This is a genomic window from Pseudomonas sp. TE3728, from assembly GCF_056279145.1.
In genome coordinates this window covers 3527503-3551189 of the sequence record NZ_JBWBQT010000001.1, presented here as the reverse complement: position 1 = coordinate 3551189, position 23687 = coordinate 3527503, and the positions used below count along the sequence as shown (strand labels likewise).

At 60.2% G+C, this 23687-nt stretch carries 20 protein-coding genes; 7 read left to right on the top strand and 13 right to left on the bottom strand.

Translation table 11 applies throughout. The features are described 5' to 3' along the window. Nucleotides 1-42: 42 nt before the first annotated feature. The 7 genes from ACZ89R_RS15390 to ACZ89R_RS15360 form a co-directional block, all read right to left on the bottom strand. Complete coding sequence (locus tag ACZ89R_RS15390; RefSeq protein WP_429545341.1) at nt 43-222, bottom strand: hypothetical protein; 180 nt, start codon at nt 220-222, stop codon at nt 43-45. Continuing rightward, nucleotides 219-1349 carry a PepSY-associated TM helix domain-containing protein gene (locus tag ACZ89R_RS15385; RefSeq protein ID WP_429545342.1) on the bottom strand — a complete coding sequence of 377 codons (1131 nt, stop codon included), beginning with the start codon at nt 1347-1349 and terminating at the stop codon, nt 219-221. Before ACZ89R_RS15385 ends, ACZ89R_RS15390 begins: the two co-directional genes overlap by 4 nt. A 77-nt stretch (nt 1350-1426) precedes the next feature. After that, nucleotides 1427-3856: a TonB-dependent siderophore receptor gene (locus tag ACZ89R_RS15380; protein WP_429545343.1), complete on the bottom strand. Its 2430-nt coding sequence runs from the start codon at nt 3854-3856 to the stop codon at nt 1427-1429. 200 nt (nt 3857-4056) lie between these two features. After that, a complete protein-coding gene (locus ACZ89R_RS15375) occupies nt 4057-5046 on the bottom strand; it encodes a FecR domain-containing protein (protein WP_429545344.1) in 990 nt (329 codons plus the stop codon). Further along, entirely contained in the window at nt 5043-5561 is a 519-nt protein-coding gene (locus ACZ89R_RS15370) for an RNA polymerase sigma factor (protein ID WP_429545345.1), read from the bottom strand. The genes ACZ89R_RS15375 and ACZ89R_RS15370 overlap by 4 nt, the downstream gene beginning before the upstream one ends. Nucleotides 5562-5838: 277 nt before the next feature. Then, nucleotides 5839-6546 carry a 3'-5' exonuclease gene (locus ACZ89R_RS15365; protein WP_429545346.1) on the bottom strand — a complete coding sequence of 236 codons (708 nt, stop codon included), beginning with the start codon at nt 6544-6546 and terminating at the stop codon, nt 5839-5841. Continuing rightward, complete coding sequence (locus ACZ89R_RS15360) at nt 6543-8483, bottom strand: putative nucleotidyltransferase substrate binding domain-containing protein (RefSeq protein ID WP_123497319.1); 1941 nt, start codon at nt 8481-8483, stop codon at nt 6543-6545. The genes ACZ89R_RS15365 and ACZ89R_RS15360 overlap by 4 nt, the downstream gene beginning before the upstream one ends. 251 nt (nt 8484-8734) lie before the next feature. On the opposite strand from ACZ89R_RS15360, the gene ACZ89R_RS15355 reads away from it, so the two are divergent. Continuing rightward, complete coding sequence (locus ACZ89R_RS15355; RefSeq protein ID WP_429545347.1) at nt 8735-9181, top strand: response regulator; 447 nt, start codon at nt 8735-8737, stop codon at nt 9179-9181. Between the two features lie 173 nt (nt 9182-9354). On the opposite strand, the gene ACZ89R_RS15350 is transcribed toward ACZ89R_RS15355, so the two are convergent. Continuing rightward, nucleotides 9355-11532, bottom strand: a complete 2178-nt coding sequence (locus ACZ89R_RS15350) for a malate synthase G (protein WP_429545348.1) — start codon at nt 11530-11532, stop codon at nt 9355-9357. Between the two features lie 585 nt (nt 11533-12117). On the opposite strand from ACZ89R_RS15350, the gene ACZ89R_RS15345 reads away from it, so the two are divergent. Beyond that, nucleotides 12118-12636, top strand: a complete 519-nt coding sequence (locus ACZ89R_RS15345; protein WP_123497323.1) for a glycine cleavage system transcriptional repressor — start codon at nt 12118-12120, stop codon at nt 12634-12636. A gap of 215 nt (nt 12637-12851) precedes the next feature. On the opposite strand, the gene rarD is transcribed toward ACZ89R_RS15345, so the two are convergent. From rarD to ACZ89R_RS15320, 5 genes are all read right to left on the bottom strand, one after another. Next, nucleotides 12852-13739, bottom strand: coding sequence for an EamA family transporter RarD (rarD, locus tag ACZ89R_RS15340; protein ID WP_429545349.1), 888 nt, complete (start codon nt 13737-13739; stop codon nt 12852-12854). Nucleotides 13740-13899: 160 nt separating this feature from the next. Continuing rightward, on the bottom strand, nt 13900-14874 hold the full coding sequence (locus ACZ89R_RS15335) for a serine/threonine protein kinase (protein ID WP_192344821.1): 975 nt from the start codon (nt 14872-14874) through the stop codon (nt 13900-13902). 207 nt (nt 14875-15081) lie between these two features. After that, nucleotides 15082-16983 (bottom strand): PhoX family protein, encoded by a 1902-nt coding sequence (locus tag ACZ89R_RS15330; protein ID WP_429545350.1) that lies wholly within the window; start codon nt 16981-16983, stop codon nt 15082-15084. Nucleotides 16984-17134: 151 nt separating this feature from the next. Continuing rightward, the gene (locus ACZ89R_RS15325) at nt 17135-17899 is read right to left on the bottom strand and encodes a TOBE domain-containing protein (protein ID WP_429545351.1); all 765 of its coding nucleotides are present in this window, start codon (nt 17897-17899) and stop codon (nt 17135-17137) included. Nucleotides 17900-18081: 182 nt separating this feature from the next. Beyond that, entirely contained in the window at nt 18082-18822 is a 741-nt protein-coding gene (locus ACZ89R_RS15320) for a ComF family protein (protein ID WP_429545352.1), read from the bottom strand. A gap of 90 nt (nt 18823-18912) precedes the next feature. Between ACZ89R_RS15320 and bioB the strand changes: the two genes are divergently transcribed. The 5 genes from bioB to bioD all read left to right on the top strand — a co-directional run bounded on the left by bioB (nt 18913) and on the right by bioD (nt 23591). Further along, nucleotides 18913-19968 carry a biotin synthase BioB gene (bioB, locus tag ACZ89R_RS15315; protein WP_008008198.1) on the top strand — a complete coding sequence of 352 codons (1056 nt, stop codon included), beginning with the start codon at nt 18913-18915 and terminating at the stop codon, nt 19966-19968. Between the two features lie 238 nt (nt 19969-20206). Then, on the top strand, nt 20207-21385 hold the full coding sequence (bioF, locus tag ACZ89R_RS15310) for an 8-amino-7-oxononanoate synthase (protein WP_429545353.1): 1179 nt from the start codon (nt 20207-20209) through the stop codon (nt 21383-21385). Next, nucleotides 21378-22109, top strand: coding sequence for an alpha/beta fold hydrolase (locus ACZ89R_RS15305; protein WP_192344816.1), 732 nt, complete (start codon nt 21378-21380; stop codon nt 22107-22109). Before bioF ends, ACZ89R_RS15305 begins: the two co-directional genes overlap by 8 nt. Continuing rightward, nucleotides 22102-22914 (top strand): malonyl-ACP O-methyltransferase BioC, encoded by an 813-nt coding sequence (bioC, locus tag ACZ89R_RS15300; RefSeq protein WP_429545354.1) that lies wholly within the window; start codon nt 22102-22104, stop codon nt 22912-22914. Before ACZ89R_RS15305 ends, bioC begins: the two co-directional genes overlap by 8 nt. Next, on the top strand, nt 22911-23591 hold the full coding sequence (gene bioD / locus ACZ89R_RS15295; protein ID WP_429545355.1) for a dethiobiotin synthase: 681 nt from the start codon (nt 22911-22913) through the stop codon (nt 23589-23591). Before bioC ends, bioD begins: the two co-directional genes overlap by 4 nt. Nucleotides 23592-23687: the final 96 nt, after the last annotated feature.

The following is a 23687-nucleotide window of genomic DNA, read 5'->3' as shown; positions in this document are numbered from 1 at the left end:
GTTGACCCGATAGCTCAAGATGGCTTTAACCCTTGTAGGTTTTTAGCGGTGTTGCAGAAATCCGCGCAAGGCGAGGACCGCGGGGATGCCCAGCCCGAGCCAGCTCAATGCATCCCACACGCCATCGCCCAGCAACGCGGCAAACAGCCCCGCGGCGCTGAGCAGGGCAATGACGGTGGGCGTGGCGAAGACCTTCCAGAAGTTCGACTGTCTCGGTCTCATGCCGGGCTCTCCACGTTTTCGAGTACAGGTTTCGCCACCTTGCGCCGCACCACCCACAGATAAACCCCACTGCCGAGCACGATGATGGTCAGCACATCGAGGATCGCCCAGAGGATTTTCATCGGCATGCCGCCGTAATCACCGAAGTGCAGCGGCTGCGACATGCCCATGGCGTCCATGTACCACGGCCGTTCGGCCACCGCCGTGACTTGCAGGGTGCTGGCGTCGATCAACACCGGCGTCAGCAGGTGCGAGGTCAGGTGAGTGCTGCCTTTCATAAACACGGCGTAATGGTGTTCGCTGGAAAACCGCGTGCCGGGGAAGGCGATGAAGTCGGGCTGCATGCCCGGCGCGACGTCTTTGGCGATGTCGAGCAAGCGAGTCGCAGGCGCCAATTGAGTCAACGGCGGCGCATCGCGGTAAGGCGCGATCATCGCGCTCAGGCTGTCGCTGCGCCACGCGGCGATCAACAAGTCGGCGCAGGCACTGATCACGCCAGTCACGCCGACCACCAAGGCCCAGGTCAGCGTCACCACGCCGATCAGGTTATGCAGGTCGAGCCAACGCAGGCGGGTGGATTTGTCGTGGCGCACGGTGGCGAACTTCAAGCGCCGCATGAACGGCAGGTACAGCACCGTCCCGGAGACAATCGCCAGCACAAACAGAATCCCCATGAACGCCAGCAGCAACTTGCCCGGCAGGCCAGCGAACATGTCCACGTGCAGGCGCAGCATGACCATCATCAGGCCGCCATTGGCCGAGGGCATTTCCAATGCTTCGCCGGTGCGAGCGTCGAGCATGAAGGTGTGGGACGCGTTCGGCTCGGTGCCGGCAGTGGGCGCCATGATCGCGATGACGCCGTTGGGGTCTTCGTCGTCGTAGCCGAAATACTGCACGACGTCGCCAGGACGATGCTTTTCAGCCGCTTGCACCAACTGCTGCGAATTCAGCTGCGGGGTATCGGCCGGCATGGATTTCAACTCGGCGGCATCGCCCAGCAGATGGTCGATCTCGTGGTGGAATATCAACGGCAGGCCGGTGAGGGCCAACATCAGCAGGAATACCGTGCAGATCAGACTGGTCCAGGTGTGAACGAATGACCAGCGGCGGATGGTTTTGCTTTTCATTTCACTTCATAGCCTTCAGAAATACCAAAGCCGTCCAGGTAGGACGGCTCGGGTCTTGGGCGTGTCAGTTCAGGCGATTACCACTTGTACGTAGCACTGGCGACGACGCTGCGTTGGTCGCCGTAGTAGCAGTAGAAGCTGTCGCAAGTGGAGATGTAGTCCTTGTCGAACAGGTTGGTGGCATTCAGTGCCAGTGATGCACCTTTCAGACTGTTATCCAGACGGCCCAAGTCGTAATGAACCGCCGCATCGAACACCGTGTAGGCATCAGCCTTGCCCAGCCAGGTGTTGCCCTGGTCGCCATAAGTATTGCCGGTATAACGTGCGCCGGCACCGATGCCGAAACCATCCAGCACACCGTTGTGCCAGGTGTAATCGGCCCACAGCGAGGCTTGCTGGTTAGGCATCAGTTGCAGGCGATTGCCCTTGAAGTCACCCTTTTGTACTTCGGACTTGGCCAGGGTGTAGGCGGCGATGACTTTCAGGTTGTCGGTGACGTCGGAAAGGGCTTCCAGCTCCAGGCCTTTGACCTTCACTTCGCCGGTCTGGCTGGTAATCGAGACATTGTCCGCGTTGGTCGTGGTGACGGAGACGTTTTTCTGGGTCAGGTCATAGACCGCAGCCGTCAGCAGGGTGTTGCTGCCTGGCTGTTGGTACTTGATGCCCAGTTCCCACTGTTTGCCTTCAGTCGGCTTGAACGACTCGGTTGGCGATGCCGTGGCTTTGCTGGTCGGCTGGAACGACTCGGCGTAGGACAGATAGGGCACAAAGCCCGAATCGAACACATAGCTGATCGCCGCATTGCCGCTGAATTTCTTGTCCCGTTCGGTGTTGGTGGCATCAGCCTTGTTGAAGAATTTGGTGCCCGTGTGGACCCAGTCCTCACGACCGCCGAGGGTCAGACGCCATTGGTCGAGGGCCATTTGGTCCTGGACGTACAAACCGGTCTGGTAGGTCTTCTGGTCGTAGTCATAGAACGCCGTCGAGCGCGCCGGGCGAACGATTGGCTGGCCATAGATCGGGTTGTTGACGTTGGTGGTCAGACCGTCGCCGAAGATCGAGGTGTAGTTGGTATTGGTGCGCTGGTGATCGAGGCCGATCAGCAGGGTGTGGCGGATGTCGCCGGTCGCGAAGTCGCCCTGGAAGTTGTTATCCACGGCGAACTGGCTGATGTCCTCGTCGACACTGGTGCTCGAACGGCCAACATTGCCCTCGGCATCCACTTGGGTGAACGGGTAGGCGCCGGGGGTGAGGGCCTGGAAGGACAGGTCCGACTTGGTGTAACGCAGGTTCTGCTTGAACTGCCAGACATCGTTCAAGCGATGTTCAAAGGCGTAACCCAGTGCGTAATAGGTGCGGTCGTAGAATTCCCAGTCCGGGTCGCCGAGGTTCTTGTGATGGGAAATCTTGCCGAGTGGCGAATGGATCTTGGTGCCTTGCACAGGCAGAAACTGGCTGGTGATGCCGGTATCGTCGCGGGTGAATTGCGTCAGCAGGGTGAATTTGGTGTCTTCGTCGATGTTCCAGGTCAGGCTCGGCGCGATGTTGTAGCGTTTGTTATCGATGTGATCGACCTGTGTGCCGCTGTCGCGCAATACACCGCTCAGACTATAGATAAACCGACCTTCGTCATCGATCTTGCCGGTGCTGGCGAAGTTAATCTGGCGATGATTGTCGCTGCCGTATTGCACCTGGATTTCGTTGCTCGACTCGGCGCTGGGACGGCGGCTGACCATGTCCAGCAGACCGCCCGGCGGGGTCTGGCCGTAAACCGAAGAGGCCGGCCCGCGCAACAGGGCAAGGCGATCAAGGTTCCAGGTTTCCTGTTTCGGATTGGCGTACACGCCTTTTGGCAGTGGCAGGCCATCGAGGAATTGTGTCGGTTCGAAACCGCGCACGAGCAACCAGTCGGCGCGGGTGTCGCTGCCGAAGCTGCTGGCGACGATGCCAGGCATGTAGCGCACAGCGTCATCGAGGTTTTGCACACCGCGATCTTCCATTTGCTGGCGGGTGGCGACGGAAATCGAACGCGGCGCTTCGACGAGCGCGGTGTCGGTCTTGGTGCCAGCGGCGGTGCGCGTGGCCACGTAACCTTCGACCGGGCTCCAGGCAGTTTCCGCATTTTCCAGGCCAATGACGGCGGTTTCCGGCAAGGCCATTACGCCCTCGGGTACGGCCACCAGGCTGTAGGTGCCGGCGCTGCTCTGTTCCAGCTGCAGACCGGTGCCGCGCAGGGCTTCACGCAGGGCGCCGGTGGCGTCGAACTGGCCCTTCACAGGCGCCGAGGTCTTTCCCGCCGCCAGCGACGGATTCAACGACAGCGCCAGACCGGCCTGGCTGGCGATCTGGTTCAGGGTGCTGGCCAAAGACGCAGCGGGCAGGTTGTAGGCGCGAACGCTGGACGCCTGTTCGGCGGCAATCAGTGGGCCGCTGGCCAAAGGGGCGCAAAGGGCAATGGCGACCGCCAGCAAACGGGGGCGCAACACGGTGTCTAGCGAACGGGGCATACAGCGGCTCCTGAATGGAAATATTTCTCAATTGCCTAGGTGCCGGACGAGAATTCAAAAGTGATAGGGCTGATTGAAAATAATTTAGATTCGGTGATTGCCCGCCTTTGTAGGAACCGTGTAGGAGCTGTCGAGTGAAACGAGGCTGCGATCTTTTGACTTTGTTTTTTAGGAGCAGATCAAAAGATCGCAGCCTCGTTTCACTCGACAGCTCCTACGGGCTTGGCCTCAGTCTTCGCCGCCACCGTTACCCACCATGGCGTGTGCTGTTCGATCTGCACCGGCAGGGTCGGTAAAAGCGCATTCAACGCCTTGTCGGTATCGTTCAGCGGGAAGCTGCCGGTGATGCGCAGGTCGGCGACCTCTGGCGTGACGCCAAGATGCCCGCGACGATAGCGGCCGAGTTCGTGGACCAGATCCTCCAATCGCGCGTTGTCCACCACCAGCATGCCGCGGGTCCAGGCATCGGCGCCGAGGTTGAGGGCGATGATGGGGTCCAGGCCATTGCTGCGCATCAGCACTTGCTGGCCTTCGCGCAGGATCTGTTCCTCGGGGCTCGATTCGGGATGGGCGGCTACCGCTGATTGCAACACGCTCAGGCGCGTTCCTTGATCTTCACGCTTGACCAGGAACCGTGTCCCCAGTGCTCGCATGCTGCCTTCGCGGGTCTCGACAATAAACGGCCGGGCATCGCCATGGCCGGTTTCGACGAGGATTTCTCCTTCCTGGAGGACGATCAGCCGCTGATTCTCATCGAAGCGCACATCCACTGCGCTGTGGGTGTTGAGGCTGATCTGCGTGCCGTCGCTCAGGCGCAGGGTGCGCTGCTCGCCGGTAGCGGTGCGCTGGTCGGCCAGCCAATAGTCGATGGGCAGATAACGATCACCGGCGAACAGCGCCAGGCCGATCACCGCGACGACGCTGGCCAGGCCGCTGCCAAGCTTGCGCACCCGGCGCCGGATGCTTTCGCGCGATTGCAGCAAGGCTGTGCGGGCCGGGCCGTTGGCGACGCTGAAACGCTGGTCGAGCATGCCCAACTGACGCCACGCCCGAGCATGTTCTTCGTGGGCGGCGTGCCATTTGGCGAATGCTTCGCGCTCGACCGCGTTACCGGAATCCAGCGACAGTTGCCAGGCAATCGCGGCATCCAGCACCTGCGCCGACACGGGCTTGGAACTGACCGGGCTCATACCGGTTCACCATACAACGCGATGTAGCACTGGCGAATGCCCTGGGCCAGGTACTGACGAACACGTGGCACCGACACCCCCAGACGCAGAGCGATTTCGGCGTGACCGAGGCCATCGAGACGGTTATAGAGAAACGCCGCCCGGGCCTTGCTCGAGAGCTTGCCCAGCAGATGGTCGATGGCTTTGAGGTCTTCGAGGATCAGTTGCTGTTCTTCCACCGAGGGTTGTTCGCCTTCGGGGATCAGCATCAATTCGGTGAGGTAGGCCTGTTCCAGTGCGGCACGGCGGAAATAGTCGAACAGCAGGCCTTTGGCGATCGCCACCAGAAATGCCCGAGGTTCGCGAGGCGCCTTCAGTTCGTCACGGCCCAGCAAGCGCACGAAAGTGTCCTGGCTCAGGTCTTCGGCCCGTTGCGGGCAGGCCACGTTGCGCCGTAGCCAAGCTAATAGCCAACCGCGATGGTCGCGATACAACGCACCAACGAGCTCACTCTGGGGGCTTTGGACTGACGACACGCAACATCACCGAAGGGGAAGTGTTAAGTAACGAGAATTGTTCGCGATTGTGGCAGAGGTGGGGGAGGTAAGCAATTGGCGCTGGTCGGGCGGTTTTGACCACAAAGTTCGAAGGTGAACACTAACCTGTGGCGAGGGAGCTTGCTCCCGCTCGGCTGCGAAGCAGTCCGCAAAATCAGCGAACACAGCGTGTCAGGGGGAATGTGGTGAATGGTTTTAGGGGCGCTGCGCGCCCCAGCGGGAGCAAGCTCCCTCGCCACAGAGATGTATGAAGGGCCTAGAACGAAGGAGCCTGCCGCCGCCGCTTCCACTGACTCAGCCGCTGCTGCAAATTCAACGGGCTATGAATCTGCTGCTGTCGCGCCCGGCTGAACAAAATCAGCACCAATTCCGCCGTCGCCAACGCATCGGCACTGGCGTTATGCCGCTCGAAAACCTCCAGTTTGAACCAGTCGATCCACTCGTCCAGCCCGGCCTCGCGAATGTGTGCCTGTGGACAAAGCAGCGGCGCGATGTCGGCCACGTCCAGAAACGGATGCTGCAACTTGTAGCCCAGATGTTCTTTTAGCGCACGCCCCAGCATGTGCTGGTCGAACGGCGCATGAAACGCCAACACCGGACTGTCGCCGACGAACTCCATGAACTCGAGCAAGGCTTGCGTGGGGTCGCTGCCGGCGGCAATGGCGCTCGGGCCCAGACCGTGAATCAACACGCTGGGGCCGAGTTTGAGTTCGGTGCATTGCAGCGTGCGTTCGAACTGCTGGCTGAAATCGATCGCCCCGTCCTCGATCACCACCGCGCCGATGGACAATAGCCGATCTTTATTCAGGTTCAGCCCGGTGGTTTCCAGGTCGAGTACTACCCAGCGTTGTTCGCGCAGGCTGCAATCGCCCAGCTCGGCCACGGCAGGCAAGCACTCCAGACGTTGTTGCAGTTCGCCGGGCAAAATGGGGCTTACCGGCCGCAGCCATGAAAACAGGCTCATAACTGATACCGCAGGGTCAGGCTGCTTTGCAGGCGTTGGGCCTGGCGCAGGGATTCACGCAGGATGCGTCGGTCCAGATGATTGAGGCTGTCGGGATCGACGCGGTTGGAGTAGGGAAAATTCTCCCGGGTCTGTAGCTGATGTTGCTGCATGCGGGTTTGCTGGATGAAGTGATACGCCTCTTCATACGCCGCGCCGTCCAGCCGCTCAATGACCTCTTTGTCTACCAGTTGGCGAAAGCGCTCCAGGGTATTGTTGGCGTCGATGCCGTGGGCCAGGGCCAGCACTCGAGCGCCATCGACGAAAGGGGTCAAGCCCTGGAGCTTCAGGTCGAGGGTGGCTTTTTCGCCATTCTTGCGAGCCAGCACGAATTCGCGGAAACGGCCTACGGGCGGACGGTTGCGCAGGGCGTTTTCGGCCATCATCCGCTGGAACAAGCGGTTGTCGCCGACCTGATCGAGAATGCCTTGGCGCAGTTGCTCGCAGCCTCGCTCGTCGCCCCAGACCACGCGCAGGTCGAAATAGATGCTCGAACCCAGCAGGTTTTCCGGAGTCGCCTCGCGGATAAACGCCGCAAAACGTCGCGCCCATTCGGCCCGGGACAAACACAGCTCGGGGTTGCCGGCCATGATGTTGCCTTTGCACAGGGTGAAGCCGCACAGCGCCAGGTTCTGATTGATCTGCTGAGCGATGGGCAGCAACTTGCCGCGAATTTCGGCGGCGTGGGCCGCGTCGCGGGCTTCGAACAGAATGCCGTTGTCCTGATCGGTGTGCAGCGTCTGCTCGCGGCGGCCTTCGCTGCCGAAACATAACCAACTGAACGGCACGCCGGGGTCACCTTTCTCGGCGAGCACCAGTTCGATCACCCGGCACACGGTGTGGTCGTTGAGCAAGGTAATGATGTGGGTGATCTGGGTCGAGGACGCGCCATGGGCCAGCATCCTCTCTACCAATTGGCCGATTTCGCCGCGCATCGCCACCAGGTTTTCCAGCTTCTGGGCACTGCGAATAGTCCGCGCCAGATGCACCAGATCGACCCGTTGCAGGGAAAACAGGTCACGTTCCGAGACCACGCCGCACAGGCGCTGATCCTTGACCAGGCAGACGTGGGCGATGTGCCGTTCGGTCATGGCAATCGCGGCATCGAAGGCGCTGTGGTCCGGCGTCAGGTAAAACGGCGCCCGGGTCATGTGTCCTTCGATGGCTTCATTGAAGTCGCTGGTGCCGTTGGCCACCACATGTCGCAAGTCGCGCAGGGTGAAAATGCCCAGCGGCGCCTTTTGCTCATCAACCACCACAATGCTGCCGACTTGTTGATTGTGCATCAGCGTTACGGCTTCACGTAGCGCAGTACTAGGACTGCAAGTCACCGGGTGACGCATGGCCAGTTCACCCAGTCGGGTATTGAGCGAGTACTGGGTGCCGAGGGTTTCCACGGCTTTTTGCTGGACTTGCTGGTTGACCTGATCCAGCAAACTGCTGACTCCGCGTAGGGCAAAGTCGCGAAACGGGCTGGAAAGTGCGAACAGTTTGATGAACGCCAGCTTATTCAGCTGTAGGCAAAAGGTATCTTCGGCCGCCAGATGTTCGGTGCGAGTCGCCCGTTCCCCCAGCAGCGCGGCGAGGGGGAAACATTCGCCGGTGGTGATTTCGAAGGTAGTTTCCGTCCCGCCCTTGGCCGTGTGCGGGCGTTCGCCCACGACCCGGCCCTGTTTGACGATGTAGAAATGCTCAACCGGGCCATCGGCGGGTTTGATGATGCTTTCGCCGGGGGCATAAAAACGCAGCTGACATTGCTCGACCAGATAGGCCAGGTGGGCGTTTTCCATCTGATTGAACGGCGGGAAGCGCTGTAGGAATTGCAAAGTGCCCTGGATGTTCTGCAACACCGCGGTTTTCCCTGCCTGGGTGAAGGCGTCCGCTTTACTCATAACCATTACCGCAGTCTTTTTCGAATTGTTGTGTCGGATTGTTCCAGCCATGGTCGACCCCTATGGGGCGGGTGCCCATTGGACGTAAGTCTAGGTAGGCAGTGCTACGGTCGGAATATGGGAAATGTCTGACACAACTGTGGGAAAAACCTCCTACATTGTCTATTGGAAAAGTTTCCGACGAAGTGCACATTGAAGTCTGCTGAGCGATGTCTGACCACTGTGTCAGGGATCGAATCGAAAACGTTGAGAAAGCCATGTCCGACCACGATATTTTGAGTGATGCCGAGCGCGAGGCGCTTAGTGCCGTCATGTTGGAACCCGACTTGCCGCCGCAACGGGTGCTGATCGTCGATGACGATAAAGACTCCAGGGAATTGCTGTCGGAAATTCTGGGGCTGGACGGCATTCACTGCATGATGGCGGCCAGTGGCGAAACGGCGCTCAAATTACTGGAGACGAAGTCATCAATCGGGTTGGTGATTACCGACCTGCGAATGGGGCACGTCGATGGTCTGGATTTGATCCGTCAAGTGCGGGAGTCGGCGCGTGCGGCGTTGCCGATCATCATCGTCTCCGGCGACGCCGACGTGAAGGATGCGATCGAAGCCATGCACTTGCACGTAGTGGACTTTCTGCTCAAGCCCATCGATAGCGGCAAACTGCTTGAATTGGTCAAGCATGAGCTGGGGATGGATGGCTAAAAGATCGCAGGCTTCGCCAGCTCCTACAGGATTTGTGTTCGCCTGATGATTCGCGGGTGTACACGATTCCCTGTAGGAGCTGCCGAAGGCTGCGATCTTTTGATTCTGCCTTTCAAATGAAAAAGCCCTGATCTTTCGATCAGGGCTTTTTCATATCCGGCGTCAGCGTTTACTCAAAGGCCATTGGCAGCCTTGAATTCGCGACGACGACGGTGCAGAACCGGCTCGGTGTAGCCGTTTGGTTGTTTGGTGCCTTCGACCACCAGTTCGACCGCCGCCTGGAAGGCGATGTTGCTGTCGAAATTCGGTGCCAGCGGACGGTACAGCGGGTCGTTGGCGTTCTGACGGTCAACCACCGGCGCCATGCGCTTGAGGCTTTCCATCACCTGATCTTCAGTGACGATGCCGTGGCGCAGCCAGTTGGCGATGTGCTGGCTGGAAATACGCAGCGTCGCACGGTCTTCCATCAGGCCGACGTCATTGATGTCCGGCACTTTCGAGCAACCCACACCCTGGTCGATCCAGCGCACCACGTAGCCAAGAATGCCCTGGGCGTTGTTGTCCAGTTCGTTCTTGATCTGCTCCGTGGTCCAGTCTGGATTGACGGCCAACGGGATGGTCAGGATGTCGTCCACCGAAGCGCGAGCACGTTTGGTCAGTTCGGCCTGACGGGCGAACACGTCGACCTTGTGGTAATGCAGCGCGTGCAGCGCGGCGGCGGTCGGCGATGGAACCCAGGCGGTGTTGGCACCAGCCATCGGGTGAGCGATTTTCTGTTCGAGCATTGCTGCCATCAGGTCCGGCATGGCCCACATGCCTTTACCGATCTGGGCGCGACCTTGCAGGCCGGTGCTCAGGCCAATATCGACGTTCCAGTTCTCGTAGGCGCTGATCCACTTCTCGGCCTTCATGTCGGCCTTGCGCACCATCGGGCCGGCTTCCATGGAGGTATGGATTTCATCGCCCGTGCGGTCGAGGAAGCCAGTGTTGATGAACACCACGCGTTCGCTGGCAGCCTTGATGCAGGCCTTGAGGTTAACCGTGGTGCGGCGCTCCTCATCCATGATCCCGACTTTGAGGGTATTGCGTGGCAAGCCCAGCACGTCTTCGATGCGACCGAACAGCTCGTTGGTGAACGCCGCTTCTTCCGGGCCGTGCATCTTCGGTTTCACGATATAGACCGAACCGGTACGGCTGTTCTTGCGCGAGCTGTTGCCGTTGAGGCTATGGATCGCGGCGAGGCAAGTCACCAGGCCATCGAGAATACCTTCAGGCACTTCGTTTCCGTCTTTATCGAGGATCGCGTCGATGGTCATCAGGTGACCGACGTTGCGCACGAACAACAGCGAGCGACCGTGCAGACTCAGTTCTTTGCCATCGACACCGGTGTAGGTGCGATCGGCGTTCATGGTGCGGGTAAAGGTCTGACCGCCCTTGGCGACTTCTTCCGACAGATCGCCCTTCATCAAGCCGAGCCAGTTGCGGTAGATCACCACTTTGTCATTGGCATCGACGGCGGCAACCGAGTCTTCGCAGTCCATGATGGTGGTCAGCGCGGCTTCCATCAGGATGTCTTTGACACCGGCAGCGTCGGTCTGGCCAACGGGGGTGCTGGCGTCGATCTGGATTTCGAAGTGCAGGCCGTTGTTTTTCAGCAGGATCGCAGTTGGAGCCGCTGTATCGCCGTGGAAACCGATCAGTTGCGCATCGTCGCGCAGGCCGGTGTTGCTGCCGCCTTTGAGGGCGACCACCAGTTTGCCGTCAATGATCTTGTAGCCTGTGGAATCGACGTGGGAGCCGGCAGCCAGTGGCGCGGCTTCGTCGAGGAAGGCGCGGGCGAAGGCGATGACCTTGTCACCGCGAACCTTGTTGTAGCCTTTGCCTTTTTCCGCGCCGTCCGCTTCGCTGATGGCGTCGGTGCCATAGAGCGCGTCATACAGCGAACCCCAGCGGGCGTTCGAAGCATTGAGCGCGAAGCGCGCGTTCATCACCGGTACCACCAGCTGTGGACCGGCCATGCGGGCGATTTCGTCATCGACGTTTTGCGTCGTTGCCTGGAAATCAGCCGCTTCTGGCAGCAGATAACCGATGTCTTGCAGGAAGGCTTTGTAGGCCACCGCATCGTGCGCAACACCTGCACGAGCCTGGTGCCAGGCATCGATACGTGCCTGGAAATCATCGCGTTTGGCGAGTAGGGCTTTGTTCTTCGGCGCCAGGTCATGGATGACCTTGTCGGCACCGGCCCAGAACGTGTCGGCGGTGAGGCCGGTACCGGGAATGGCTTCGTTGTTCACGAAGTCGAACAGGACTTTGGCGACCTGCAGGCCACCGACTTGAACGTGTTCAGTCATTGCTTGCCTCACTCTGCTCAGCTATTTCGCTTTTCAGCTCTTCAATTTTGACAATGAAGCCTCTGGCCATTTAAACCACAAACCCTTCTACCAGTACATGCCATTGCTGACGGCTGGGTTCGATCCGATCAACGGCTTTGCGGCCTTGCTGACAGGGCTTTCAGGGGTTGCGACGGACCTGCGGCAGACATCGATCCAGCGTTATGTAGTGCGCGCTGCGGCATACTACATGATGAATTGCGGTTGTGAAAATTAGACTAACTTATGTCGTTCTGCGACCCCATGACGCATTGCGGTCATGGCGAGGAACGGGATGTTCTCAAAAAACTATTGGATTGTTCCAGTTAAATATAAAAACTTGTACACATAATCTTCGAAGCCCTGCTATGGGGCACTGCTCTTTGTGGCGAGGGAGCTTGCTCCCGCTGGGGCGCGAAGCGGCCCTCTGCATCTCTCCGAACAGTCCGCATTTTGGCAATTTGGCGACTGCTGCGCAGCCGAACGGGGGCAAGCCCCCTCGCCACAACCAGCCCCTTGCCTATACTTGTTTTTCTATAACAAAAGTCATGACAAGAGGGCTGCGCCATGAACCACCTCGTACTCACGGTATTCGCTCTGGACAAGCCCGGGCAGGTCGAGCGCATTGCCCAATGCATTGCCGAGCATGGTGGCAACTGGCTGGAGAGCCGCATGTCGCGGATGGCCGGGCAGTTCGCCGGGATCCTTCGGGTGGGGGTACCGGCCGAGGCTTACGATGAACTGGTAGACGCCCTACAGGGACTGTCGGCCCAGGGGATTCGCGTGATGATCGCCGAAAGCGGCATCGAACAATCCTGCACCTGGAAGCCGATTGCCATGGAACTGGTGGGCAATGATCGTCCGGGCATCGTGCGAGACATTACGCGTCTGCTGAGCGAACAGGGCGTGAACCTGGAAAGTCTGGTGACCGAAGTACGCCCGGCGCCGATGAGCAGCGAGCCGCTGTTCCATGCCGAGGCGATTCTTGCGGTGCCACTGACCTTGTCGCTGGAGGTGCTGCAATCGCGCCTGGAAACCCTGGCGGACGATCTGATGGTCGAATTGGTGCTGCGCAGCGAACCCTGAAAAGGTTATCCAAGTTATACGTGCACCTGCCTGTGGATAACCTGTAGAGACACCTCGCCAGGCCACGTCGGCCGGTGCTCTTCAGGATCTGATCAAAAAACCAGCAGTTTCAGTGACTTGCGCACAAACGCCGGGGATCACACTGTGGATAACCTTGGGAAGGATTGATGCAGGCCACGGGATACGTGGCCTGTAGAGATTTGTACGTTTTCTGATCAGCTGCGGCGGCGCAGACTTATCCACGCATCGACGCTGTAAACCGCCAGACCGGCCCAAATAAAGATGAACGCCACCAGCGTGCTGGACGACAAGTGTTCGCCAAACAGCAGAACGGCTTGCAACAACACCAGCGTCGGCGCCAGGTACTGGAGAAATCCGAGGGTGGTGTAGGGCAAATGCCGGGCGGCGGCGTTGAAACACACCAGCGGCACCAGCGTCACCGGACCTGCAGCCACCAGCCACCAGGCTTCAGAGGTGGTCCAGAATTCGGCTTGCGCGCTGCTCGCCGTCGGATTGAACAGCAGCCAGGCGACAGCAATCGGCACCAGCATCCAGGTTTCCACCACCAGCCCCGGCAGCGCCTTGACCGGGGCCTGCTTGCGGATCAGTCCGTAGAAGCCGAAGGTCAATGCCAGCACCAGCGACACCCACGGCAGGCTGCCGACTTGCCACACTTGCTGCGCAACACCGATCGCCGCCAGGCCAACCGCCAGCCATTGCATGCGCCGCAGTCGTTCGCCGAGGATCAGCATCCCCAGCAGCACGTTCACCAGCGGGTTGATGTAGTAACCGAGGCTGGCTTCGAGCATTCGTCCGTTGTTCACCGACCAGACATAGGTCAGCCAGTTGGCGGCGATCAACGTGCCGCTCAGGGCCAGGATTGCCAGCCGTCGCGGGTTCTCACGCAGCTCGCGCCACCAGCCGGGATGCTTCCAGACAAGCAGCAGCAAAGCACCAAACAGCGCGGACCACAGCACTCGGTGGATGATGATCTCCACGGCGGGCACGTTGGCGATGGCTTTGAAGTAGATCGGGAACAGGCCCCAGATGATGTAGGCACTCAGGCCCAGGATGTACCCGCGACGCGGGTTGGCGGCTTGCATGAGAATCCTTGCTTAGGCAGCTAACAAAGAGGGGATTGTAAGGAGGTTGTATAGATGTGTCGTGTCTGAAAGCAAAAGATCGCAGCCTTCGGCTGTTCCTACGGAGGAATTGCGTACCCCTGTAGGAGCTGCCGAAGGCTGCGATTTTTTGATCTTGAATTTAAAAGAGCTTCAGTGGCTCTTCATTGAGCGCAGCCAATTGTTCACGCAGCGCCAGCACTTGATCGCCCCAATAGCGCTCGGTGCCGAACCACGGAAAGCTGCGAGGGAAGGCCGGGTCATCCCAGCGACGGGCGAGCCAGGCGCTATAGTGCATCAGGCGCAAGGCGCGCAGCGGTTCGATCAGCGCCAGTTCCCGCGGGTCGAAGTCGTGGAATTCGTTGTAGCCGTCCATCAATTCCGACAACTGCCCCAGACATTCCTGACGATCACCCGCCAACATCATCCAGATATCCTGCACCGCCGGGCCCATGCGGCAGTCGTCAAGGTCGACGATGTGGAACATCTCGTCGCGGCACATCATGTTGCCGGGGTGGCAATCGCCGTGCATGCGGATGTTCTGGTGCGGCGTGGCCTTGTAGACCTCTTCGACCCGCTTGAGCAGGTCGCGGGCAACGGACTCGTAGGCCGGCAGCAAGCTTTTGGGTACGAAATTGCCTTCGAGCAGGGTCGTCAGCGAGTCCTGACCGAAGTTCTTTACTCCCAGCGCTTCACGGTGTTCGAACGGTTTGGTTGAACCGACCGCGTGCAGCCGACCCAGCAGTTGCCCCAGGCGATACAGTTGATCGAGATTGCCCGGTTCCGGCGCACGGCCGCCACGGCGGGGGAACAGGGTGAAGCGGAAACCGTTGTGTTCGTGCAGGCTGGCACCGTTGTGAATCATCGGCGCGACCACCGGTACGTCGCATTCGGCGAGTTCAAAGGTGAATTGGTGCTCTTCGAGAATCGCTTCGTTGGTCCAGCGCTGCGGGCGGTAAAACTTGGCGATCAGCGGTTCGGAGTCTTCGATGCCGACCTGATAGACACGGTTCTCGTAGCTGTTGAGCGCCAGAATGCGGGCGTCGCTGAGAAAGCCGATGCTTTCGACGGCATCGAGCACGAGGTCTGGGGTGAGCGTTGCAAACGGGTGGGCCATGCTGACTCCTGCGCGCAGCAGGCTGCCGCGTCGGGCCAAACATGGTAGCGCAGACGGGGCTTCTTTAGGGGGATCGTTCCTATGGGATCGTTCCCACGCTCTGCGTGGGAACGCCTCGCCGGACGCTCCGCGTCCGATTTTGGGACGCAGAGCGTCCCTTGCTGCATTCCCACGCAGAGCGTGGGAACGATCATGAGGGGGCGCTTATCAGGCGCCGACGACCCCGCCATCCTCGCGGGAAATCGCCATCACCGAAGACCGCGGCTTGCCGTTGGGCAGATGCTCAGGGAACGTCGATCCACCGTTTTCCCCCGGATGCTGAATCCCGACAAACAAGGTTTTCTGATCCGGCGAGAAGCTGATCCCCGTCACCTCGCAGCCCACCGGGCCGACCATGAAGCGGCGGATCTCGCCGGTCACCGGGTCGGCACAGAGCATCTGGTTATTGCCCATGCCCGCGAAATCGCCTGCGTTGCTCGAGTCGCCATCCGTGAGGATCCACAGGCGACCGGCCATGTCGAAGCCCAGCCCGTCCGGGCTGTTGAACATGTTCTGCGGGGTGATGTTGGACGAGCCGGCCTTCGGCGTGCCGGCGTGGACGCCCGGGTTGCCGGCGACGACAAACAGGTCCCAGGTAAAGCTTTTCGAGCCGTGATCGTCACGGTCAGTGCGCCAGCGCAAAATCTGCCCGTAGACGTTCTTCTCGCGCGGGTTCGGCCCGCCCACCGGTTGCCCGTCCTCGCCACGCTTGGCGTTGTTGGTCAGCGTGCAATAGACCTGGCCATCCTTGGGGCTGACGACGATCCATTCCGGGCGGTCCATGCGCGTAGCTTTCACCACGCTGGCCGCGAGGCGGGCGTGAATCAACACTTCGGCCTGATCGGCGAAACCGCTGCTGGCGTCGATGCCGTTTTTGCCGTGAGTCAGTTCGATCCACTCGCCCTGGCCTTTCGGGTGATCGGCATTGCCGTCGCCCGCATCGAAGCGCGCCACGTACAAAGTGCCGTGGTCCAGCAGGTCGCGGTTGGTCTTGGGGTTTTTATGGTTGATCTTGTCGCGGCTGACAAATTTGTAGATGAACTCGCCGCGCTCATCGTCGCCCATGTACACCACGGCGCGACCGTCATTGGTTTCGGCCAGTGCGGCGTTTTCATGTTTGAAGCGGCCCAGCGCGGTGCGTTTGACCGGCGTCGACTGAGGATCGAACGGGTCGATTTCCACCACCCAGCCATGACGATTGAGTTCGTTGGGGTTTTTCGCCAGGTCGAAGCGCGGATCGTGTTGATGCCAGTTGATTTCTTTACTGGCCGCCACCGCGCCGTAGCGTTTCTGCGCGGCATCGAACTTCTGCTCGGCATTGCTACTGCCGAAGCAGTCGGTGAAGTTCTCTTCGCAGGTCAGATAAGTGCCCCACGGCGTCTTGCCGTTGGCGCAGTTCTGGAAGGTGCCGAGGACGTCCTTGCCGTGTTTGTCGGCGCTGGTTTTCATCAGCTCGTGACCTGCCGCCGGACCGCTCAGGCTGATCGGCGCGTTGCCGTGAATGCGCCGGTTGTAGCGCGAGCCCTGGACGAACTGCCACTGGCCGTTCTTGCGCTGCACTTCGATGACCGACACACCTTCGCAGGCCAGGGCCTTGCGCACATCTTCCGCCGATTGCGGCATACCGCCGTGGGGGTAGAGGTAGCGGTAGTTGGTGTATTCGTTGTTGATCGCCATCAGCGCCCGGTCTTTTTCACCGGGGAATTCGAACAGGCTCATGCCGTCGTTGTTGTCGCCGAACTGGACTTCCTGCGCCTGGGCCGTGCCGTTGCCGCTCGGGTCGAACGCCGGGCCATTTTTTTGCAATGGCTGGCCCCAGCTGATCAACACCGAAGATTTGTAGCCCGGCGGCAGGGTGATGGTATCGGTCGTGGCGGCGGCGATGCTGTCGAAACCCAACAGTTTGCTGGAACCGGCGCTGACGCTGGCGGCCAGCACGCTGCGACTCAGCAGGTTGCCACCGAGAAACATCGCCGCACCGCAGAGGGCGCCCGCGCTGATGAAGCCACGACGGCTGAGGCCGACCATTTTTTCGAGGTCGGTGGGTTGGTTGTCTTCTAATAAGCTCACATCAGGCTCCCTGCGGGTTTTTGCAGCCACCTTAATGGTGGTCGATGAAGCTTTTGTTGCAGCCGATGCTTTGATCTTCGTAGGAGCTGCCAAAGGCTGCGATCTTTTGATCTTAAATTCAGGATCAAAAGATCGCAGCCTTCGGCAGCTCCTACAGCGGAGTGCCCAGCAGAATGTTGGATGGCGCGAATTGCACCAGCACCGGTTTTCCGGCGGTGAGTTCGAGGGTCTTCAGGTGCAGCGGCTCGGCCAGGGCGCAGAGTGTCTGGCTGTTGGGCAGGCCGATGCGCACTTCGCTCGGGCCGTCGTCGGCGTCGAGGATTTCTTCGATCATGCCCTTCAGGCAATTGTTGCCGGGCGTTGCGGTTTGATCGATGCCCAGCAGTTCCAGCCAACCGGCCTTGATCAGCGCCACTACTTCGGTGCCGGTCTGCAGTTCCAGGCGCAGAGTGCTGTCGTGGGTGATCTGCGCATCGATCCGCAAACCTTCGGCCAGTTCAAGACGGATGCGGTCGTTGCGTCCTTGTGCATCGATCGCCACGACCTTGCCGTGCAGTTGGTTGCGCGCGCTGGTTCTGAGCATCAGGCGACCGAGCAGGTCCAGGTCACTGGCTTCTTCGGCGGCTTCCAGCACCTGAGTCTGCAAGGCTTGCAGCTTTTGATACAGGCGCAACACGCGCTCACCTTCGCTGGACAGTTTGGCGCCGCCACCGCCCTTGCCGCCGACGCTACGCTCCACCAGCGGTTTCTGCGCGAGGTTGTTCAGCTCGTCGATGGCGTCCCACGCCGCCTTGTAACTCAGGCCGGCGCTTTTCGCGGCGCGGGTGATCGAGCCTTGTTCGGCGATGTGTTGCAGCAACGCGATGCGCTGCGGGCGACGGGCAATGTGCTGGGACAACAACGTAGGCAAGGACATGGCGAGACGCTTTGGGCTGTGATGATGGGCAGGACGTTGGCGGCTGAAAGCCTGGGAGTCAAGTCAGACCCTATCCTTGTGGGAGCGAGCCTGCTCGCGATGACGGCTTAACATTCAACGTTGCAGCTGACTGTCAGACCGCTATCGCGAGCAGGCTCGCTCCCACACTGAATACCGTTGAGTCAGGTACCGTCGCCAGGTTTTGGGGTACGGGCCAGGCAGTAGACATCGACCCGCGCGGCGCCCGCGTCCATCAACAGGCGAGCCAGGGCCTGGGCGGTGGCGCCGGTAGTCAGCACATCGTCGACCAATGCGAAATGGCAACCCTTGATTGAGGCCGCGGGCGCCAGGGCAAAGGCGTTCCGCAGGTTCTTTTTACGGGCGTCGGCATTCAGCTCTTGTTGCGCGCTGGTGTCCTGAATCCTCAGCAACAGCGTTTCATCGCAAGGAATGTCGAGGCTGACGCTGAGCCAGCGGGCGAGCATTGCCGCCTGGTTGAAACCCCGCTGGCGCAGACGTTTGGCGGCCAGCGGTACGGGTATCAGCACATCGGGCCGATCCAGATCTTCATCGAAGCGATGTTGCAGAAACTGAGCGAGAAGTTCGGCGAGCAGGCGGCCAAACGGCCACTTCGCGCTGTGCTTGAAGCGGGTGATCAAACTGTCGATCGGAAAACTGTAAGTCCAGGGCGCGGCGACTCGCTCGAAGGCCGGCGGTTGTTTCAAGCATTGGCCGCAGGTCAGGCCCGTGGAAGGCAGGGGCAGGGCGCAGGTTTGGCAGTGCTCGCCCAGCCAGGGCAACTCGGTTTCGCAGGCCATGCAGATTGGGGTGATGTCGTCCGCGGCTTCTGCGCAGAGTAAACAGATTTGTTTGTTTTTTAACCAGATGTAAACCGGTCCTTCGTATCGTGGTTGACAGCGCATCGCTCTTCCTTAAATATGCCGAACATCCGTGTCGCGTCTGTGGGTATTCCATTCCCCAGCCGCTTGCCAAGCATAAACAAGGAAACGCCCATGAGCGCCAGCACCACTGCAACCCTGCGTCATGACTGGTCTTTGGCCGAAGTCAAAGCTCTCTTCGTTCAGCCATTCAACGACCTGCTGTTCCAGGCGCAGACGGTGCACCGCGCGCATTTCGACGCTAACCGTGTCCAGGTTTCGACGCTGCTGTCGATCAAGACCGGTGCTTGCCCGGAAGATTGCAAATATTGTCCGCAGTCCGGTCACTACAACACCGGCCTGGAAAAAGAAAAACTGATGGAAGTGCAGAAGGTCCTCGAAGAGGCCGCTCGTGCCAAGGCCATCGGTTCGACCCGTTTCTGCATGGGCGCGGCGTGGAAACACCCGTCGGCCAAAGACATGCCGTACGTGTTGGAAATGGTCAAAGGCGTGAAAGCCATGGGCCTGGAAACCTGCATGACCCTGGGTCGTCTCGATCAGGACCAGACCGTCGCCCTGGCCGAAGCCGGCCTGGATTACTACAACCACAACCTCGACACCTCGCCGGAGTTCTACGGCAGCATCATCACCACCCGTACGTACAGCGAGCGCCTGCAAACCCTGGCTTACGTGCGTGATTCGGGGATGAAGATCTGCTCCGGCGGCATTCTCGGCATGGGCGAATCTCTCGACGACCGCGCCAATCTGCTGATCCAGCTGGCCAACCTGCCTGAGCATCCAGAGTCGGTGCCGATCAACATGCTGGTGAAGGTCGCCGGTACGCCGCTGGAAAATGCTGACGACGTCGACCCGTTCGACTTCATCCGCATGCTCGCTGTCGCACGGATCCTGATGCCAAAATCCCACGTGCGCCTGTCCGCCGGCCGTGAAGCGATGAACGAACAGATGCAAGCCCTGGCGTTCTTTGCCGGCGCCAACTCGATTTTCTACGGCGAAAAACTGCTGACCACCGCCAACCCGCAGGCGGACAAGGACATGCAACTGTTCTCGCGTCTGGGGATCCTGCCGGAAGCCCGCGAAGAGCACGCCGACGAAGTGCATCAGGCCGCCATCGAACAAGCGCTGGTGGAGCAGAAGAGCAGCGAGCAGTTCTATAACGCGGCTGTCTGAAACCTTCACCGATTTCTCTGAAGGAATGCAAAACCCTGTGGGAGTGAGCCTGCTCGCGATAGCAATTAGATATTCAACACAGATGTTGGATGTCATGGCCTCATCGCGAGCAGGCTCGCTCCCACAAGGAACTGCGTAGAACCTGTGGGAGCGTGGCTTGCCCGCGATGGCTGCTGCTCGGTTTGCAGCCAAGTCCATTGTTCCTGCATCAGATTGTCAAATGACCTTCGAGGCCTGCATGTCTTTCGATCTCGCCGCACGCCTTGCTGCCCGTCGTGCCGAAAATCTTTATCGCCAGCGTCCATTGCTCGAAAGCCCCCAAGGCCCGGAAGTGGTGGTCGATGGTCAGCCGTTGCTGGCGTTCTGTAACAACGATTACCTGGGCCTGGCCAATCATCCGCAAGTGATCGAAGCCTGGCGCGCTGGCGCGTCGCGTTGGGGCGTGGGCGGTGGTGCTTCGCATCTGGTGATTGGTCACAGCGGCCCGCATCACGCACTGGAAGAAGCCCTCGCCGAGTTCACCGGCCGCCCGCGAGCCTTGCTATTCACCACCGGTTACATGGCCAACCTCGGCGCGGTCACCGCATTGATCGGGCAGGGCGATACGGTGCTGGAAGACCGGCTCAATCACGCGTCGTTGCTGGACGCGGGGTTGTTGTCCGGTGCGCGTTTCAATCGCTATCTGCATAACGATGCGGCCAGTCTGACCAAGCGCCTGGAGAAGGCCACCGGCAATACGCTGGTGGTCACCGACGGCGTGTTCAGCATGGATGGTGACGTCGCCGATCTGCCGACGCTGGCGCGGGAAGCCAAGGCCAAAGGCGCGTGGCTGATGGTCGATGACGCGCACGGTTTTGGTCCGCTGGGCGCGAATGGCGGCGGGGTCGTCGAGCATTTCGGTCTGAGTCAGGAAGATGTGCCGGTGTTGGTCGGCACCCTTGGCAAGGCTTTCGGTACGGCCGGTGCATTTGTGGCTGGCAGTGAAGAGCTGATCGAAAGCCTGATCCAGTTCGCTCGGCCTTACATCTACACCACCAGCCAACCGCCGGCGCTGGCCTGCGCAACGCTGAAAAGCCTGGAGCTGTTGCGCGGCGAACACTGGCGACGTGAACATCTGCAGACGCTGATTCGCCAGTTCCGTCATGGCGCTGAACAGATTGGCCTGGAGTTGATGGAAAGCTTCACGCCGATCCAGCCGATCATGATTGGCGATGCCGGGCGCGCAGTTCGACTGTCGCAGATGTTGCGCGAACGCGGGCTGATGGTGACTGCGATTCGTCCACCGACTGTGCCCGCGGGCAGCGCACGTTTGCGCGTAACCCTGACCGCCGCTCACAGCGAGGCGCAGGTACAGCTATTGTTAAATGGACTGGCCGATTGTTTTCAACAACTGGGACCGGAGCCAAGCCATGCGTGATCGTCTGATTCTGCTGCCCGGTTGGGGTCTCGGGATTTCGCCGCTGGAACCTTTGGCGGCTGCCTTACAGGGTTTGGACGAACACCTGCGTGTCGAGATCGAGCCGTTGCCGGAACTGGAATCGAGCGACCTTGAAGAATGGCTCGATGAGTTGGACTCGACGCTGCCACAGGATGCCTGGCTCGGTGGCTGGTCATTGGGTGGCATGCTGGCGTCCGAATTGGCGGCACGACGCGGTGACCGCTGCTGCGGCCTGGTGACCCTGGCGAGTAACCCTTCTTTTGTCGCCCATGAACAATGGTTAAGCGCGATGCCCGGTGAAACCTTCGATGCGTTTCTGGCCGGCTGCAAGGCTGACTCGCGCATGACGTTGAAACGCTTTTCGCTGCTGTGCGCCCAAGGTGCCGAAGACCCGCGCGGGATATCGCGGCTGTTGCTCGCTGGCGCACCGCATACGTCTTCGCCGGTGCTGATGAGCGGCCTGGAGTTGCTTGCCCAGCTGGATACCCGGCAAGCGTTGCAAGCGTTTCGCGGTCCGCAATTGCACTTGTTCGCCGGCCTCGACGGGCTGGTCCCGGCCGAAGCAGCGGGGGACTTGCTGACGCTGCTGCCGGATGTCGAAATCGGTCTGATTGAACAGGCCAGTCACGCGTTTCTTCTGGAAGACCCCCACGGTGTGGCGGGGGCGATTCAGGCCTTTTTGCATGAGTTCGGTGATGACTGATTTATCCCTTCCCAACCTGCCCGGCGGCTTGCCCGACAAACGCCAGGTGGCGGCGTCCTTTTCCCGTGCGGCGGCGAGCTACGACAGCGTGGCTGAATTGCAGCGCGATGTGGGCAGCGAGTTATTACGTCGGTTACCGGAAGATTTTGTTCCTGCTCGTTGGCTGGATATGGGCTGCGGCACCGGGTATTTCAGCCGAGCCTTGGCGCAGAAGTTTCCCGTGAGCGCTGGCGTGGCGCTGGACATCGCAGAAGGCATGCTCAATCACGCCCGTCCCTTGGGCGGCGCGACCCATTTCATCGCGGGCGATGCCGAGCGCTTACCGTTGCAGGACTCGACCTGCGATCTGGTCTTCTCCAGCCTGGCGGTGCAATGGTGCGCGGATTTCGCCTCGGTGCTCAATGAGGCGTATCGGGTACTGAAACCGGGCGGTGTTTTCGCGTTTGCTAGTCTGTGTGTAGGCACGCTGTACGAATTGCGCGACAGCTGGCGTCAGGTGGATGGCATGGTGCACGTCAACCGCTTCCGCGAGTTCGGTGTTTATCAACAGCTTTGCGCGGGCAGCGGCTTGAAGGTCGTCAGCCTCGAAACGCAGCCGCATGTGTTGCATTACCCCGATGTCCGCAGCCTGACCCATGAGCTGAAGGCGCTTGGGGCGCATAACCTGAACCCCGGTCGGCCGGGCGGTTTGACCGGCAGGGCGCGGATCCTCGGCCTGATCGAGGCTTACGAGCAGTATCGTCAGGCACAGGGACTGCCGGCGACTTATCAAGTGGTTTACGCCGTGTTGGAGAAACCCTTATGAGTGCAGCCTATTTCATCACCGGTACTGACACCGATGTCGGCAAGACCACCGTCGCCGCAGGTTTGCTGCATGCCGCGCGGTTGGCGGGCTTGAGTACGGCAGCGGGCAAACCGGTGGCCTCCGGCTGCGACCTGACGCCCAAGGGGTTGCGCAACGCCGATGCGCTGGCCCTGTTGGCCGAGTGCTCGATACCGTTGACCTACGATCAGGTCAATCCGGTCGCGTTCGAACCGGCGATTGCACCGCATCTGGCGGCGCGAGAGGCTGGCGTGGCATTGACCGTGCAATCGCTGCTAACACCGATGCGGCAGATTCTCGATATGCAGGCGGACTTCACGTTGATCGAAGGTGCTGGCGGCTGGCGAGTGCCGTTGGCGGATCAGGACAATCTGTCGGACCTGGCGATGGCGCTGGGTCTGCCGGTGATCCTGGTGGTCGGCGTACGGCTGGGTTGCATCAATCATGCGCTGCTGACAGCCGAGGCGATCGCCCGGGATGGTTTGCAGTTGGCAGGGTGGGTGGCCAACATCATCGATCCGAAGACGTCGCGCCTGGAAGAGAACCTCGCGACATTGGCCGAGCGCATCCCCGCGCCATGCCTGGGGCGAGTGCCAAAACTCAAGGCGGTGACAGCCGACGCGGTGGCCGCGCATTTGCAACTGGACCTGCTGGACTGAATTTGTTGGCTTGGGTTTTAGCTATGACAAGGCACTGTGCCATTAGTGTTTTTGTCGGGCCTTTTGTCGGCGTGTCTGGTTCAATGGCCGCTGTTG

Coding starts and splice junctions, on each gene's coding strand:
- ACZ89R_RS15365 (WP_429545346.1), bottom strand. CDS start 6,546: ATGAGCCTGTTTTCATGGCTGCGGCCGGTAAGCCCCATTTTGCCCGGC.
- ACZ89R_RS15325 (WP_429545351.1), bottom strand. CDS start 17,899: ATGTCCTTGCCTACGTTGTTGTCCCAGCACATTGCCCGTCGCCCGCAG.
- bioF (WP_429545353.1), top strand. CDS start 20,207: ATGTCTTTCGATCTCGCCGCACGCCTTGCTGCCCGTCGTGCCGAAAAT.
- ACZ89R_RS15375 (WP_429545344.1), bottom strand. CDS start 5,046: ATGAGCCCGGTCAGTTCCAAGCCCGTGTCGGCGCAGGTGCTGGATGCC.
- ACZ89R_RS15335 (WP_192344821.1), bottom strand. CDS start 14,874: ATGGCCCACCCGTTTGCAACGCTCACCCCAGACCTCGTGCTCGATGCC.
- ACZ89R_RS15390 (WP_429545341.1), bottom strand. CDS start 222: ATGAGACCGAGACAGTCGAACTTCTGGAAGGTCTTCGCCACGCCCACC.
- rarD (WP_429545349.1), bottom strand. CDS start 13,739: ATGCAAGCCGCCAACCCGCGTCGCGGGTACATCCTGGGCCTGAGTGCC.
- ACZ89R_RS15350 (WP_429545348.1), bottom strand. CDS start 11,532: ATGACTGAACACGTTCAAGTCGGTGGCCTGCAGGTCGCCAAAGTCCTG.
- ACZ89R_RS15320 (WP_429545352.1), bottom strand. CDS start 18,822: ATGCGCTGTCAACCACGATACGAAGGACCGGTTTACATCTGGTTAAAA.
- bioD (WP_429545355.1), top strand. CDS start 22,911: ATGAGTGCAGCCTATTTCATCACCGGTACTGACACCGATGTCGGCAAG.
- ACZ89R_RS15345 (WP_123497323.1), top strand. CDS start 12,118: ATGAACCACCTCGTACTCACGGTATTCGCTCTGGACAAGCCCGGGCAG.
- bioC (WP_429545354.1), top strand. CDS start 22,102: ATGACTGATTTATCCCTTCCCAACCTGCCCGGCGGCTTGCCCGACAAA.
- ACZ89R_RS15380 (WP_429545343.1), bottom strand. CDS start 3,856: ATGCCCCGTTCGCTAGACACCGTGTTGCGCCCCCGTTTGCTGGCGGTC.
- ACZ89R_RS15360 (WP_123497319.1), bottom strand. CDS start 8,483: ATGGTTATGAGTAAAGCGGACGCCTTCACCCAGGCAGGGAAAACCGCG.
- ACZ89R_RS15385 (WP_429545342.1), bottom strand. CDS start 1,349: ATGAAAAGCAAAACCATCCGCCGCTGGTCATTCGTTCACACCTGGACC.
- bioB (WP_008008198.1), top strand. CDS start 18,913: ATGAGCGCCAGCACCACTGCAACCCTGCGTCATGACTGGTCTTTGGCC.
- ACZ89R_RS15305 (WP_192344816.1), top strand. CDS start 21,378: ATGCGTGATCGTCTGATTCTGCTGCCCGGTTGGGGTCTCGGGATTTCG.
- ACZ89R_RS15355 (WP_429545347.1), top strand. CDS start 8,735: ATGTCCGACCACGATATTTTGAGTGATGCCGAGCGCGAGGCGCTTAGT.